Origin of the sequence: Deinococcus sonorensis KR-87 (genome assembly GCF_040256395.1) — a bacterium.
Lineage (GTDB): Bacteria > Deinococcota > Deinococci > Deinococcales > Deinococcaceae > Deinococcus > Deinococcus sonorensis.
Window position 1 is genome coordinate 182,186 of sequence record NZ_CP158297.1, and the last position, 16,061, is coordinate 198,246.

Here is a 16,061-nt window from a genome sequence, read left to right on the forward strand (position 1 = left end):
CTGGCCCGGCATGGCGCGGTGCAGCCCATCCTCCCGGTCCGTCATCGCCATAAATTCCGGGGCTCGGGAACAGCCCGTCGAAGGTGGAGGCGAAGCGATTGACGCTCATGGCCCGCGCTGGCACAGAGCGTTTCCTCGGGCCCGTGCAGTGCTCCCGACCGGATGACCGAGGCCCGACGGCGCCCCGTCTGCCGGTCGCCCGGAGAGCACGCTTCGTTCTTCGTGCCAGTTCAGCCGGTGGACGCCGTACGCTGCAGGAACGGTCCAGTCTCCCCCACCGCCCTTGCCCGCGTCTCCACGCTGAGAACGCGCTTCGATTCCACCTCCGTGTGCTCTTCCGGGGCGAGGCTGCGGTCGCGCCCACGTCGGCGACCGTCACGGGCGGGTGACGGGCAGACGGCAGAACCCGGTGGTGGACCTGTGCTGTCGCGCTCTGCCTGAATCGTAATCCATGCTAGAATTACGTGGTCCTGGACGTCCCGGGACGTCCTGCAGGACAGGGGATCAGGGCCATCCTGACGCCTCAGGTCTGGAGTGGGACTCAAACGCGGTGCTTCGGGAGGTGATGCCCGATGCCCATACAACGTCAGGACACCTCACCACGCCGCCCTCACTTCAGGGTGCTGAACGCGCCTCGATGCGTGTGGCGTTCGGCAGGTGCCGAGGGGCCGCCCTCATCGAGGCCCTGGGCCACCACGCCTCGGTCCCACGAGTGCAGCTTCACCGTTCGCCCCCGGCCGTGACGTTCCCGCGCTGGAGTACGCCATCCACGATGACCTCACCCCACCCCTCCACGGCCGGCATCGTCTCCGTCCACGCCACCGCGGACGGCCGCGTCATGATCTGGCGACGGGATCCGGAGACGGGCCTCCTTCACACCGATCAAACCCGCCAGCGCGGGTGGATTTACGCGCGGCATCTGCGGGACCTCGGGCACCTGGGGGACCAGCTCAGCATCACGCCCGCGCCCGCGGCCCCGGGCGGGACGTACCACGCGCAGGACCTTGCGCCGGAAGGACGCCTCGATGAACGCGCCTACCGCTACCTCCTGAGTGGCCCCACGCCCCGGCAGCTCGAACACGAGCTGCAACGCGGCGCCATGATCTCGCGCGGCCTGAGTGCCCGACCGTCGCTCGGTGACCTCCCTGGGTATGTGCGGCTCGGCCTGACGGAGCAGTACCTGATTGCCACGCGCCAGACCTACCATCAGGGCCTGACGTTCGATCAGCCGGTCCGCCTGCAGTTCGACCTGGAAACCACCGCACTGAGCCCGGACGAAGGCCGCATCTTCCTGATCGCGGTGCGCGATAACCGTGGCCTGGAGACGCTTCTGGAAGCCCGGCAGGCCGCCCAGGAAGGGGCGATGATCGAAGCGTTCCTCGAGCTCGTCCAGGCGCGAAACCCGGACGTGATCGAGAATCACTTCATTCACGGCTTTGATCTCCCGTTCCTCACCGCCCGGGCGCGCACGCTCGGCATTCCCGTCCGGCTTGGCCGAGCGGGTGACGGCGTGCCCTGGACGATCGATGACGGGAGTCGCACGCCCTTGTGGGCCTGCCCGGGCCGGGAAATTCTGGACACGCTGGACGCGGTGCGCCGCCTGCCCCTGCCCTCTGCGGGCCTGAAGGCCGTGGCGCGGCATTACGGCCTTGCCCCGGACGACCGGGTGTACCTCGAAGGCGCCGAGATCGTCCAGACCTACCGCGACAACCCAGGAGCGGTTCGGCGGTACGCGCTGCAGGACGTGCAGGAGGTCGACGCCCTGGCACGGATCGTCCTCGCCCCGAGCTTCGCGCTCGCCCGACTGACCCCCCGGCCCTATTCCCGGCTGACCCGTGCGGGCCCAGCCAAGGGGGTGCTCGAACCGATGCTGATCCGTGCGTACTACGAGGCGGGCCGGCCGTTCCCTGCGTCCGAGCAAGGCCCTCAGGACCCACACCGGGGTGGGCATGTGCAGTTGCATGCCGAAGGCGTCCTGAACCACGTCGTCAAGGCCGACGTGGCGAGCATGTACCCCAGCATCATCCGCGCCGACGGCATCGGCCCACGGCAGGATGACCTGGGCAGCTTCAACCGGATTGTCAGTGACCTGACCACCCAGCGCCTGGAGCACAAACGCCAGGCCAGAAACGCCGCGCTGCCGGAAGCGGAGCGCCGCGAGGCGCACGCCATGCAGGATGCGATGAAGCTGATCGTGAACGCCGCGTATGGCTACCTGGGCGCCGGCCGGTTGGCGCGCCTGGGGGACCGCGGGGCGGCCGATCAGGTGACCGCCCGGGGGCGGGCGCTCCTGCAGCAGGTCACGGGGGCGCTGGAGGCCAGCGGCGTGCAGCTCATCGAATCGGACACCGATGGCGTGTACTTCAGCACGCGTGAGCCCATCGGCGAGCCGGCGGAACGGGCGCTGATCGCCGCCGTTTCCGCGACGCTCCCGGACGGCATCACGTTAGAGTTCGACGGCCGCGCCCAGGCGATGCTCAGCCACCAGATCAAGAATTACGCGCTGCTGCGGTATGACGGCACGCTCGACGTCAGCGGGGCGTCCTTCGAATCCAGCCGGTCCGAGCGCTATGGCATGACGTTCCTGCGAACGGCGCTGATGGCCGTGTTGCACGGCGATGTTCCGGGCGTTCAAGCGGTGTTCCTGGACGTGATGCATCAGCTCGCCACCCGGGCGTACACCAATGCGGATGTCGGCACGCGCGTTCGGATTGGGAAAACGCGTGAGGCATACGCGCTGACGCGGGGGAAGCGCAAGGAAGCGCACCTCGAAGCCGCCTGGCAGGCTGGACTGGCCTTCAAGGTCGGGGACCGGCTTGACCTGTACGTTCGCGTCGGGCAGGGGCTCACCGTGATGACCGGTCCCGAAGGGCATGACTACGACGTGAAGCACTACCAAGCGGCCCTGGTACAGAACTACGCCACGCGGCTGCGCAAAGCCCTGGATCCGGCAGATTGGGATCAGCTGTTCGGGGGCCGTGGCCCCGGCCTTTTTGATCGCCCAGTGCACGACATGCACGTGAGATGGAGACCAGTGGCTGATCAGGACTCGACGGCGGCAGAGCGGCGCCTCCTCTGAACCGGGCTCACCCATGTCTGCTGGTGGGGCCGTCGCGGCATGAGCAGCACCTCCAAAGGGCGTATGTTGACGCCCTAAAGTCGTGTCAGATGACTTTTCTGGTCCTAAGGTGAGGCATGAAGGGCCTCGGGGATGCCGCAGATCTGAGTGATCCGGAATGGCTGCTCCTCGCCTGAGGACAGCATGGAGAGCAATAGGGTCCAGGAATGGTGGAGCAACTGGTGCCGAACGAACCATGGACTCTGATCGAGCCTGGATGTCCTGCGCCGCCTGGCCTGAGACGCCGAGGTTGTATGAAGTCCGTTGATGCCGCTCCCATCACGTCCACTGGGGAGGTGGGGGTAGGCTAACGTTGTGGAGCGTCTCCTGGCCGAGCTAGCCCTGATGCAGGGCCTCTTGGTGGCCTTTGTACTGAGCGGCCTCATCGGCTGGGAGCGGGAGTCTCGGAATCTGAGCGCAGGGCTCCGTACGCACATTCTGGTCGGCGTGAGTGCAGCCTTGTTTATCGTGCTGGGCGATAATTTAGTGACGAATTTTGCGAAGCAGGATGATCAGGTGCGGTTTGACATGATCGGAATTCTGGGCGCGGTGGTGAGCGGCGTGAGTTTCCTGGGCGCGGGGACGATCTTTTCTAGCCAGCGTGGGGAGGGCGCCAAGGGCCTGACGACGGCCGCGAGCCTGCTGGCGGTCGCGGCCGTGGGCATGACCTGCGGCCTGCATCTCTATGTGTTGGCCACTGGGGCCACGCTGCTGTATCTGGTGACGCTGGGCCCACTGGGGCTGCTCATGGACGCCAAAAAGAGCAGTGAGCCGACCAAACGGGAATGAACGGCCGCACCTGTTCTTCAGTGAGCGGCTGAGCCGCTGAATGCTGGGAGGGGTCGGCGGCTGGCGCAACGTGAGGGGGTGCATGTCCTTAACACCCGCCGTCTCGACGGGGTGCATGTCCTGCCGGTCATTGACCTGACGACCCAGGCGTTGCTGGCCCTGCCGGAAGGCCCACTCGCGGTACTTCGGGGAGTATGCAGGACCTTTCGCTTTTGCATTTCCTCCAGAGCCGGGGCAGATGAGGGCATGCGGCGTCAGTGGAGCAGCGCTTCGTCGTACCACATGTCAACGTGCCCTGGGACAAGTCGGAAGCGCCATCCCCCACCGAGTCCGAGTAAAGGCAGGACATCCGGCTTCAGTGCCTGCAGATGAGCGATGTGATGAGGGCGGAAGTCATCCGATTCCTGGCTCACCCCTTCACCGAGCCAGACGAACCACGCACTGTGCTTTCCTTGGGCCTGTCTACGGACAGTTCCGCTGCACGCCAACCCAGTCAGGTCCAGAAGTTCGAGGTCGCGCCGCTGGGGCTATTCTCTGGTCTGGTGTTCGTCTTCGCGATTTCGCAGCTCTCCCCTCACTTCAGCTGTCGAAAGCCCTCGAACGATGCTCCTGGGCTTTGACTTGACCGTGCCTATGGGAAATGATAGGTTAGGTTGATTCATAAGGTAAGTCAATTAAGGGAGCAGTGATGACCTCGTCCAAAGGCGACTCCAGCAGCCTCCGAGCCCACAACCGCAGGACCATTCTCAATCACATCCGCCGGCAGGGACCGATCAGCCGGACGCAGCTGGTCGAACTGACCGGGCTGAGCTCTGCTTCGGTGACCGGCATCACCAGCGAACTGATCGATGACCGCCTGCTGACAGAGAAGAGCATCGGTGAGGCTGGCGCCCAGGGCGGGCGCCGCCCGATCTACCTGGACATCGACTGGGGCGTACACTATGCGGTCGGGCTGAAGTTGCGCGAGGACCGCATCGAGGCGGTGCTGACTGACCTGTCCACCCGGGTGCTCGCCCACCACTCCGAAGACCTGCTCGGTCAGGCGCCAGAGCAGGTGGTGGCGCAGATCAAGAGCATCTGCAGGAAACTGTACCGGCGGGCGAAAGTTCAGACTCAGGACGTCATCGGCATCGGCATCTGCCTGTCCGGCGTGATCGATGCCAGGAGCGGAACGGCGGTGAATGCCTATCTGCTCGGCTGGCAGGCGGTCCCGCTCGCGGACCTGGTGACGCGCGCGACCGGACTCCCCACCTGGATCGACAATGACCTGAATGCCTTCGCCGCCGCCGAGCGGCTGTTCGGGCACGGCAAACACGCGCAGAACTTCGTCACCATCGCCATCGGCCGGGGTGTCGGCGCGTCATTTATTGCCAACGGTGAGATCATCCGGGGCCGGGATGGGGGCGCCGGTGAATTCGGACACAACCTGATCATGCCCGGCGGCCGGGTGTGCGGGTGCGGCCGGCGCGGCTGTCTGGAGGCCTACACGTCCGAAGGCGCGATTCTGGCCCGCTTTGCTGAACAGTTTCCGGATCAGCGGGGAATCGACGTGGACGGACTTGTGGCCCTCGCGGATGCCGGCCACGACGGCGCGCGCGCGTTGCTGCAGGACGCCGGCACCGTGCTGGGCCTGCACCTGTCGTACCTGGTGAATGCCTTCAATCCCGAGCTCGTGATTTCGGGCGGTGAAGGGAGCCGTCTGGGGCCCTGGTTCTTCGATGCGCTGCGCCGCGCCTTGCGCGAGGCCGCCTTTGATGGCCTGGGGGCGGACCTGCCGGTTCTCGTGGTGCCCTGGCAGAATGATGCTTTTACGCCCTGGGCGCGGGGCGCGGCGAGTCTCGCCGTCCAGAGCGCCTTTGAGGCGGGTGCACTCGTGAAGACGCTGGCTGGACCGTCCGTGTCCTGACCTTGATTGATGAATAGCGGCGCGCGGTGAACGTCACCGCGCGCCGTTTCGTCAGGAGAAAACGGCCGGCTGGTGGCGATTGATGACCAAGAGGTTGTTTTACAAGGTGAGGCTTGACGGATCAAGATCGTGATGTTACTCTCACGTTACTTCACAAGACAAGAAAACCAACACGCCATCTTCGCTGGACACCCAGGAGCCGAATGACCAGAACTGCTGACCCAGAGCACCCATCTGGGCGGACATTCATGTGCCTTCTCAACCCCACCCGTTGATCCCGGCCCCCGCCTCTGGCCTCATTCAAGGAGCTGACCATGCCCACCCTCCGCACCACGACCCTCACCGCGCTGCTCGTCGCCACCACCTTCGCCGGAGCCCAGAGTAAAAAGGTGGTGTTCCTGTCTGGCCAGAACGAAGACGTCGGCTATACCCGCATCATCAGCGAACTGGCCCGCGAGTACCAGAAGCAGCACCCGAACGTCAGCTACGAATACCAGAACAACACCACTGACATGACCCAGAAGCTGCAGCTGCTGGCCGGCAGCAACAACCTCCCCACCCTCTACTCCATCGGCGAACCGAGCCTGCTTCAGCAGCTGTACGCCAAGGGCGAAGTGGTGGATCTGGAGCAGACCTTCAAGCGGCTCGGCATCGCCAACCAGCTGAACCCCGTGGCCGTGGACATCAACAAGAAGCTTGAGGGCGGCAAGCTGCTCGGCCTGCCGCTGGAACTGAACATTGAGGGCGTCTGGTACAACAAGAAGCTCTTCGCCGACAACGGCATCAAGGAACCAAAAACCTGGGACGAGATGCTCGCCGCGGCCGAGAAGTTCAAGCAGAAGGGCATCCAGCCGTTCTCCGCGTCCGGCGATCAGGGCTGGCCGCTCACCCGCTTGATCGGCGGGTACGCCGAGCGCTACTACGGCTCAGACGCGATGGACCGCGTGAAGGCCGGGACCCTGAAGCTCACCGACCCGGGCTTCGTGCAGGCCGCCACGACCGTCCAGGACATGGGCAAAAAAGGCTACTTCGGTCCGGGCGTCAACACCGTTGATTACGACACGGCGGTCGACACCTTCCTGCAGGGCAAAGCCGCCATGTTCTATATGGGCAGCTGGGAACTGCGCAACTTCAACGACCCCAAACGCAACGTGATCGGCGCGAGCAACATCGGCTTCTTCAACATCCCCGCGGTCAAAGGTGGGAAAGGCACCATGAACGACTGGTCGATCAACACCGGCCTGGTCGTGGCCGTCAACCAGAAGCAGAACGACGCGGCGCTGGGCGACTGGATGAAATACGTCTTCTCCAACTACGGCACCCGCTCCATGAGCGAGCTCGGCGCCCTGACCGGCTTCAAGGTCAACAAGATGCCCGCGAACGTGCCGGCCCTCACCACCATGACCCAGCGGAAACTCGACTCGGCCAAGAAGGGCTACCTGTGGTTCGAAGGTTACTTCAGCCCCAAAGCCACCTCCCTGTCGCAGAAGAACGTCCAGCTGCTGGTGACGGGGGACATGACGCCCCAGGACTTCCTCGGCCAGCTGCAGAACGGCAAGTAAGGCCGGACGTGACGGGGCCAGGACTCCCAACAACGGGATCCTGGCCTTCTCCACCTCACGAGCCGCCCTCCCCACACCGCGCGGTCCTGATCTCCAGCCCCACGGTCGCCTGCGGGACAGCGCCACTCCACCCCGCCTTCAGGAGCATCGATGAACAGAGTTCTCAGTGACTGGCGAGCCATTCTCGTCTTCGTCGGCCCGGCCCTGCTGCTCTACACCGGCATCGTCCTGATCCCCATTCTCTGGTCGCTCGGCCTGACCACCTACGAAGGCTCCCCCATCACCGGCTTCCACCGGGTCGGCGCGGCGAACTTCGTGCGGCTGCTGCACGACGCCACGTTCTTCAAAGCGCTGTGGTTCGGCACCCGCTACGCCGTGTTCGTCAGCGCCGGGCAGGTCATCTTCGGGCTGCTGCTCGCCCTGATGTACGCCTTCTACCTCAAAAAGACCAGCGCGCTGGTCCGGACCCTGGTGTTCCTGCCGGTGGTGCTCCCCACCGTCGCCGTGGCGCAGATGGTCTCGAAACTCTTCGCCATCGTCCCGCAGTACGGGCTGGTGAACAGCGCCCTGCACGCCCTGCACCTCGACAGCCTGGTGCAGGCGTGGCTGGGGCAGGGCGGCACCGCCTTCTGGATCATCGCCGCCATGGACATCTGGAAGGCGATGGGCTTCTACGCGATCCTGCTGTACACCGGGCTGGTCGACATCCCTGAGGAGACCATCGAAGCGGCCCGGCTCGACGGCGCGCAGGGCTGGTCGCTGGCCCGCTTCGTGGTGCTGCCGCTGCTCGCCCCCATCACCGTGGCGTCGCTGATCTTCAGCCTGAACGGCACCCTCAAGGTGTTCGATTCGATCATGGCCCTGACCGGCGGCGGGCCCGGCAACGCCACCACGCCCCTCACGCTGCTGTTCTACAAGACGTCCTTCACGTACAGCGAGTACGGCTACGGCAGCACCCTCGCGCTCACCCTGGCCGTGCAGTGCCTGATCGTCACGCTCCTGATCTTCTGGCGTGCCCGGAGGAGTGGCGCATGAACGGAGGAACGAAGACGATGCACACCACCGCCACCCCCGCGCCCGCCCGCACCACCAGAGTCCCCGCCCTGCACGTCCTGCAGCGCCTCCCCGTCACCCTGCTGGTGCTGCTGGTGGTGTTCGTCGCGGTGTACCCGGTGGTCTGGATTTTCCTGTCCTCGCTGAAAAGCAGCGTGGAATTCAGCAGCTCGCCGATGTGGGCGCTGCCGCAGGCCCTGGCGTGGGACAACTACGCCCGCGCCTGGACCGAAGGCCACATGAGCCGCTACTTCCTGAATAGCGTCCTGGCGGTGATCCCGTCACTGGCGCTGGTGATCGTCCTGGGCGTGATGGCCGCCTTCGGCCTGGAAATCATGCGCTGGCGGCTCAGCAACGTGGCGTCGCTGGTATTCCTGATCGGCATCATGGTCCCGATCCAGATCGTGATCCTGCCGCTCTTCACCGTGTACTTCAAGGTGCACCTGCTCGACACGCGCCTCGCGCTGATCCTCACCTACACCGCGTTCGGGCTGCCGCTGGTGGTGTTCTTCCTGGCCGGGTACTTCAAGACCTTCGCGCGGGAGATCATCGAAGCGGCGATCGTGGACGGCGCGAACATCTACCAGGTGTTCTTCAGGATCGCGTTGCCGATGGTGATGAATGCGCTCGTCACGGTGGCGCTGGTGCAGTTCTTCTTCATGTGGAACGACCTGCTGGTCAGCCTGACGTTCACGCAGGACCCGGACATGCGCACCATCCAGTCGGGCCTGCTGGCCTTCACCGGGCAGTACGGGCAGCGCGAGTGGGGCCCGACGTTTGCCAGCATCGCGCTGGCCGTCGCGCCCACCGTCCTGGTGTACCTGCTGCTCAACCAGATGGTCATGAAGGGCATGGCGGCCGGCGCCGTCAAAGGCTGACGCTGTGCCACACGCCACCTTCTCCCCCAACGCGGAGCCCCATTCATGACGATCACGCCTGTTCCGGACACCACCCTCCGACGTCACCGGCCTGCAGGCCGAGCATCACCCTCACCCGTTCGGCATCACCACTCCCTGCCCGCGGCTCAGCTGGCGTACCGAAACGGGCCTCCCGGCGTGGCAGCAGCGGGCCTACCAGATCCAGCAGTTCAATGCTGCGGGGGAGCTGGTCGGCGACACCGGCCGAATCGAGAGCAGCGAATCGGTCGTGCGGCCCTGGCCGTTCGAGCCCCTGCAGTCCCGCGAGCACTGCCGGGTGCAGGTGCAGGTGTGGGGCAACGCTGGTCCCCTGAGTGGCTTTAGTGAACCGCTCGTCATCGAAACGGGTCTCCTGCAGGCCCAGGACTGGTCCGCGCGCTTCATCACGCCGGCGTGGGAAGAAGACCTCACCAAGCCCCAGCCGGGTCCGCTGCTGCGCCGCGAGTTCACGCTCCAGGGCGCGGTGAGGCGCGCGCGGCTGTACATCACCGCCCTGGGCGTGTACGACGTTCACCTGAACGGTCAGGCCGTCACGACCGACGTGCTGACGCCCGGCTGGACCAGCTACCGCACCCGGCTGCGCTATCAGACGTACGACGTGACCGCGCTCCTTCACGACGGCCCGAACGCCATCGGCGCGCTGCTCGGCGACGGCTGGTACCGCGGCCGCCTGGGGTTCGGTGGCGGGAAACGCAACCTCTACGGCCAGAGGCTCGCGCTGCTCGCGCAGCTGGAACTCGAGTACGAGGACGGGCGCACCGAACGCGTCGTCAGTGACGAGCAGTGGCGGGCCAGCACCGGTCCCGTCCTGGCTGCCGACCTGTACGACGGCGAGACGTATGACGCCCGGCTGGAGCAGCCCGGCTGGACCGAACCGAACTTCGACGACCGGTCCTGGCGGCCCGTCTGCATCCTTAGCGAGGACTTCGCGCGTCTCACTGGTCCCGAAGGCCCCCCCGTGCGGCGAACCGAACGGCTTGAGCCGAAGGCGATATTCGCGTCCCCCAGCGGCAGGACGCTGGTGGATTTCGGGCAGAACGTGGTCGGCTGGCTGCGCATCACGGTGCAGGGCGAGGCCGGCCACACCGTGACCCTGCGCCACGCGGAGGTGCTCGAGCACGGCGAACTCGGCACCCGGCCGCTGCGCTTCGCGGCCGCCACCGACCACTACACCCTCAAGGGGGAGGGGGTGGAAACCTGGGAGCCGCGCTTCACGTTCCACGGCTTCCGGTACGTGCAGGTGGACGGCTGGCCCGGCGAACTCCGGCTGGAGGACCTCCAGGCGGTCGTTGTGCACTCGGACCTGCAGCGCACCGGCTGGTTCGAGTGCAGTGACCCGCTGATCAACCAGCTGCACCAGAACGTGGTGTGGGGCATGCGCGGGAACTTTCTGGACGTGCCTACCGATTGCCCGCAGCGCGACGAGCGCCTCGGCTGGACCGGCGACATTCAGGTGTTCGCGCCCACCGCCAGCTTCCTATACGACGTCAGCGGGTTTCTGAGCAGCTGGTTGAAGGACCTCGCGGCCGACCAGCTGGACGACGGCGCCGTCCCGGCGGTCATCCCGAACGTGCTGGACGCCCCGCTCCCCGCCGCCGCGTGGGGGGACGCCGCCACCGTCGTCCCGTGGGCGCTGTATCAGCGGTACGGCGACGCCACTGTCCTGGAGCAGCAGTTCACCAGCATGAAGGCGTGGGTGGAGTACATCCACCGCCGCACCGGCCCGTCGCTGCTGTGGACTCAGGACTTCCAGTTCGGCGACTGGCTGGACCCGGCCGCGCCGCCCACCAATCCCGCTGGGGGCCGGACCCAGCCGGGCGTCGTCGCGACCGCGTACTTCGCCCGGTCCGCGGAGCTGGTGGCCCACGCCGCGGCGGTCCTCGGCCGAACGGACGACGCCACCCAGTACCGGCAGCTCGCGCAGGACATCCGCGCGGCGTTCGCCGCGGAGTACGTCACCGCGAATGGCCGGATCATCAGTGACTCCAGCACCGCCTACGCGCTCGCGCTGCAGTTCGCGCTGCTGGAGAGCGAAGACCAGCGCGCGTCTGCCGGGCAGCGGCTGCGCGCTCTAGTGCGCGAGGGTGGCTACCACATCAGCACCGGATTCGTCGGAACCCCGCTGATCTGCGACGCCCTGTGCAGCGTCGGCGAGCACGACGCGGCGTACCGGCTGCTCACCCAGACCGAATGCCCCAGCTGGCTGTACCCGGTGACGATGGGCGCCACGACCATCTGGGAACGCTGGGACAGCATGCTGCCGGACGGCCGCATCAACCCGGGCGAGATGACGAGCTTCAATCACTACGCCCTTGGGGCCGTCGCGGACTGGCTGCACCGCACCGTCGCGGGCCTCGCCCCGGCCGAGCCTGGGTACCGGCAGCTCGAGTTCCACCCGGTGCCCGGCGGGGGCCTCACCTCCGCCTGCGCCCGGCACCTCACGCCGTACGGCCTTACCGAGAGCGCCTGGGACCTGCAGGACGGGACATTCACGCTGCGGGCGGTGGTGCCGCCCAACACCACCGCCCGCGTCACGCTGCCGAACGGCGACGTGCACCAGGTGGCGTCCGGCACGCACGCCTGGACGGTGCCGCACCGCACGGCCGGCGTGGGCGAGCCCGTGACGCTCGACAGTGACTTCGACACGCTCACCCGCCACCCCGAACTGTACCGCCAGGTGCTGGAGACGGTGCAGGCGCACTCGGCCGACCACCTGGACAGCTTCCGGGCGTCGCTGCAGAGCAGCCTCGCTGGGGCCAGCCTCCAGCGGGCGGTGTGGGGAATTCCGCACCGCGAGGCCCTGCTGCAGAAACTCGAGCGGCTGATCACGGGACAGCTGGCATGACCGGCCGGCACCTGACCTGGGACGCTTCCGCCGACGTGGACGCGCGGGTGGACGCGCTGCTCGCCCAGCTGAGCCTGGACGACAAGGTGCGGCTGGTCAGCGGGCAGTTCATCCGCGAGCGGACGGACGTGGGCCCCGTGGGGTTGCCGCCCTTCCACCTGGCGGACGGCCCTGCCGGACTTCGCCGGTCCCCCAGCGGGGGCGACCCCGGGACGGCCACCGCCCTGCCGGCGCCCATCGCCCTCGCCGCGACGTGGAGTGAGGACCTCGCCGCAGCGTACGGGGACGTGCTGGGCGCAGAGGCGGCCGCGGCGGGCCACACCGTCCTGCTGGGCCCGGCCGTGGACATTGCCCGCGCGCCCCTGGCGGGGCGGACCTTCGAGTCGTTCGGGGAGGAGCCGCTGCTGCACGCGCGCCTGGTGGTGCCGGAAGTGCAGGCCATCCAGCGACGCGGCGTACAGGCGAGCCTCAAGCACTACGTGCTGAACAACCAGGAGCACGCCCGCAACAGCGTCGACGTTCAGGCCTCCCAGCGGGCGCTGCGCGAGGTGTACCTGCCGCCCTTCGAGGCGGCCGTGCGGCTCGGGCACGTGGCGTCCATCATGGCGTCGTACAACCGCGCGGACGGGCAGTTCCTCTGCGCGAACCGCGCGCTGCTCACGGACGTGTTGCGCGGCGACCTGGGCTTTCGCGGGTGGGTGGTGAGCGACTTCGGCGCGAACCACCACACGGCGGAGAGCGTGCACGCCGGGCTGGACTGGGAACTCAGCTTCGCCCCGAAGTGGGGCGAGCAGCTGCTGCAGGCGGTGCAGCGCGGCGAGGTCAGCGAGGCGGCGGTGGACGAGATGGTCCGCCGCATCCTGCGCCCGACCGTGGGCCTGCCTCCACTCGCCCGCGAGCGGGCCATGAATGACCCGGCGAGCACGGACGTGGCCCTGCGCGTCGCCCAGCAGAGCATCGTGCTGCTGAAGAACACGTCGGCAATGCTCCCCTTGGACCGGACCACCATCCGGCGCCTTGCAGTGATTGGTGCCGACGCGCAGAACGTCTCTGCGGCCGGAGGCGGCAGTGCGCTGGTGCGTCCGGACAGCGGCACCAGCGTCCTGCAGGCCTTTCAGCAGCGCCTGGGGGCCACGGCCGAGGTCCAGTTCGCCCGGGGGGTGGATCACGTGGGGGCGGGCGCGCTGCTCCCCGGCCTGCCGCCCGTCCCGTCCAGCGTCATGGCGCCGGTGGGCGAGCCGGGCGTGAGCGGGTGGCGCGCCGAGTACTGGCCGAACCCCACCTTCGACGGCCCGCCCTGCGTGACGCGCACCGACGCGCTGGTCGAGCTGAACCGCGGGTTCTTCGACTTCCCGGGCTTCACGCCAGCGGTCACCGAGCCGCTCCCAGGGGACCTGGGGCCGCACCTGTCGGTCCGCTGGCGGGGAACGTTCACCGTTCCCGCCAGCGGGGTGTACCGCTTCAGCCTGACCTGCGCTGGATCCGGGCGGGTGGTGTTCGGCGAAACCACGCTGCTGGAGGTGCACGGAGCGCCGCCTCAAGGCGGGCTCCTGACGGGTCGGGGAGACGGCATGACGTGGGACGGTACCGGCGCGCCGGTCTTCACGGTGGAGCGGTACTGCACACAAGGCGAACGGCACGACGTGCTCATCGAGTACGCGGCGGACCTGCCGGAGCAGAATTTCCTGTACAACGCGCAGGTCCGCTTCGGCTGGCACCCGCCGGACGGCACCCTCACGCCCGACATGCAGCGGGCCCGGGACCTCGCGCGGGACGCGGACGCCGTGGTGCTGGTCGCCCGGACGTTCGAGAGTGAGGCGATGGACCGACCGGACCTGACGCTCCCGAACGGGCAGGAGGCGCTGATCCGCGCGATCTGTGCTGCCAATCCCCGCACGGTGGTGGTGCTGATGAGCGGCGGGCCGGTCGAGACCGGATCCTGGGAAGCGGGCGTACCCGCCGTCCTCGAAGCGTGGTTCGGGGGACAGGCTCAGGGGGATGCCGTCGCGGACGTGGTGCTCGGTGAGGTCAATCCCTCCGGACGCCTGCCGCTGAGTTTCCCGCACGACGCGGCGTCCACTCCGCTGCAGACGGTCGCGCAGTACCCCGGCGAGGCCGGACAGGTGCACTACAGCGAAGGCGTCCATGTCGGGTACCGCGGGCACGCGGCACTGAACCTTCCCGCACGGTACCCGTTCGGGTTCGGGTTGAGTTACACCACCTTCGAGTACAGCGGCCTGGCCTTGACCCTCGGCGCTGAGCGGCCGGCTGCGTCGCTGACGGCGGCGTTCACGCTCCGGAACGCCGGTGGAACCGCTGGGACAGAGGTCGCGCAGGTGTACCTGCAGCGCCCGGACTCACCGGCGGTGAAGCTGGTCGGGTGGGCCCGGGTCGCCCTGGACGCCGGAGAGGAGCGGCGCGTTCACGTGCGGCTCGACCCGGCCTCCACGGAGCGGCCCCTCTCCATCTGGAATGACGCCCTTCACGGCTGGGAGATTCAGCCGGGCCGCTACACCCTGCATGTCGGGTCATCATCCGCGGACCTGCCGTGCCGTCACCCGTTGCTCGTGACGTCGTTCAGACGTCTGGCGCTCGACCCCTCACCCCCGGCGGACGGACCGCTGCTTGAAAGGAAACCATGAACACCACCGGCACGCCCAGCCCGGCCCCCACGGCCACGCCCCTTCGCACGTCCATCACGCCGGGCCAGCCGTGGCTGGACACCAATGGTCAGCTGATCCAGGCGCACGGCGGATCGATCCTGCATGTGGACGGGGTCTTCTACTGGTACGGCGAGAACAAGGAGCACACCACCGGCGGCACGGACGTGTGGCACTGGGGCGTGCGCTGCTACCGCTCGTCGGACCTGTACAACTGGGAGGATTGCGGCGTGATCATCCCCCCGGTGCTGGACGACCCCGACTCGCCGTTGCACCCGGCCCAGAAGATGGACCGCCCGCACATCATCTTCAACCCCAAGACCGGCCAGTACGTCTGCTGGCTGAAGGTGATGCAACCGGACGACACGCAGAAGTCCACCGTGCTGGTCGCCGAGCAGCTCCTCGGGCCGTACCGCATCGTCCGGACGAACCTGCAGCCGCTCGGGATGAGCGCCGGGGACTTCGACCTGGTGGTCGACCCCAGCGACGGCAAGGCGTACTTCATCTTCGAGCGGGTGCACAGCGAACTGATCATCGCGGACCTCACGGACGACGCCACGAACGTCACCGGGTACTACAGCACGCACTTTCCGCACCCGCACCCGCCGTTCGTGCGGGAAGCGCCCGCGTACTTCCGGCGGGGCCACCTGCATTACCTGTTCACGTCCGGCACCACCGGGTACTTCCCCAACCCCTCGGAAGTGGCGGTGGCGACGACGTACCACGGGCCGTGGCGGGTGCTGGGCGATCCACATCCGGACGACGACAGCCGCACGTCGTACCGCTCGCAGATCTGCTCGGTGTTCCGGCACCCACACAAGAAAGACCTGTACATCGCGCTGGCGGACCGCTGGCTGGGCGACCGGCCGGTGGACGCCCGGAAGGCCGCATTGATGTTCGAGACCGCCTTCGCGAGCGACACCCCGAGCGAGCACTTCCGGCGGTACGAGCAGGAAGATCCGGAGGTGTTCGCCATGCCGGATACGTCGCGTGCCGGGTACGTGTGGCTGCCGGTGCGCTTCGACGGGGAGATGGCCTACCTCGACTGGCACGACGAGTGGCGCATTGAAGACTACCAGGAGGCGAACTCCCCTGAGGAGGGGCGACCAGGAGGCGCTTGACCGGGCATCCTGGCGGCGCTCGGGGCGACCTTTCGGGGGGCGCGATCATTCGGCCCCCTCCGGATGACCGGGCCTTCCCTGCGTGGCGCG

General features: G+C 67.4%; 10 protein-coding genes. 9 read left to right on the forward strand and 1 reads right to left on the reverse strand.

Going from position 1 to position 16,061, the window contains the following annotated elements; genetic code table 11:
* Window positions 1-772: 772 nt before the first annotated feature.
* Both ABOD76_RS02095 and ABOD76_RS02100 read left to right on the forward strand, forming a co-directional pair.
* On the forward strand, window positions 773-3,079 hold the full coding sequence (locus tag ABOD76_RS02095) for a ribonuclease H-like domain-containing protein (protein ID WP_350241662.1): 2,307 nt from the start codon (window positions 773-775) through the stop codon (window positions 3,077-3,079).
* Window positions 3,080-3,433: 354 nt separating this feature from the next.
* On the forward strand, window positions 3,434-3,907 hold the full coding sequence (locus ABOD76_RS02100; RefSeq protein ID WP_350241664.1) for an MgtC/SapB family protein: 474 nt from the start codon (window positions 3,434-3,436) through the stop codon (window positions 3,905-3,907).
* Window positions 3,908-4,161: 254 nt separating this feature from the next.
* On the opposite strand, the gene ABOD76_RS22400 is transcribed toward ABOD76_RS02100, so the two are convergent.
* Window positions 4,162-4,395, reverse strand: coding sequence for an immunity protein Imm33 domain-containing protein (locus ABOD76_RS22400; protein ID WP_433961772.1), 234 nt, complete (start codon window positions 4,393-4,395; stop codon window positions 4,162-4,164).
* A 200-nt stretch (window positions 4,396-4,595) separates the two neighbouring features.
* Between ABOD76_RS22400 and ABOD76_RS02105 the strand changes: the two genes are divergently transcribed.
* From ABOD76_RS02105 to ABOD76_RS02135, 7 genes are all read left to right on the forward strand, one after another.
* Window positions 4,596-5,813 carry an ROK family transcriptional regulator gene (locus ABOD76_RS02105; RefSeq protein WP_350241750.1) on the forward strand — a complete coding sequence of 406 codons (1,218 nt, stop codon included), beginning with the start codon at window positions 4,596-4,598 and terminating at the stop codon, window positions 5,811-5,813.
* A gap of 314 nt (window positions 5,814-6,127) precedes the next feature.
* Window positions 6,128-7,375, forward strand: a complete 1,248-nt coding sequence (locus tag ABOD76_RS02110) for an ABC transporter substrate-binding protein (RefSeq protein ID WP_350241665.1) — start codon at window positions 6,128-6,130, stop codon at window positions 7,373-7,375.
* Window positions 7,376-7,525: 150 nt separating this feature from the next.
* Entirely contained in the window at window positions 7,526-8,410 is an 885-nt protein-coding gene (locus tag ABOD76_RS02115) for a carbohydrate ABC transporter permease (protein WP_350241666.1), read from the forward strand.
* Window positions 8,407-9,306 carry a carbohydrate ABC transporter permease gene (locus tag ABOD76_RS02120; protein ID WP_350241668.1) on the forward strand — a complete coding sequence of 300 codons (900 nt, stop codon included), beginning with the start codon at window positions 8,407-8,409 and terminating at the stop codon, window positions 9,304-9,306. Before ABOD76_RS02115 ends, ABOD76_RS02120 begins: the two co-directional genes overlap by 4 nt.
* A 58-nt stretch (window positions 9,307-9,364) precedes the next feature.
* Window positions 9,365-12,190 carry a family 78 glycoside hydrolase catalytic domain gene (locus ABOD76_RS02125; RefSeq protein ID WP_433961773.1) on the forward strand — a complete coding sequence of 942 codons (2,826 nt, stop codon included), beginning with the start codon at window positions 9,365-9,367 and terminating at the stop codon, window positions 12,188-12,190.
* A complete protein-coding gene (locus ABOD76_RS02130) occupies window positions 12,187-14,832 on the forward strand; it encodes a beta-glucosidase (protein ID WP_350241670.1) in 2,646 nt (881 codons plus the stop codon). The genes ABOD76_RS02125 and ABOD76_RS02130 overlap by 4 nt, the downstream gene beginning before the upstream one ends.
* On the forward strand, window positions 14,829-15,971 hold the full coding sequence (locus ABOD76_RS02135; protein ID WP_350241672.1) for a family 43 glycosylhydrolase: 1,143 nt from the start codon (window positions 14,829-14,831) through the stop codon (window positions 15,969-15,971). Before ABOD76_RS02130 ends, ABOD76_RS02135 begins: the two co-directional genes overlap by 4 nt.
* Window positions 15,972-16,061: the final 90 nt, after the last annotated feature.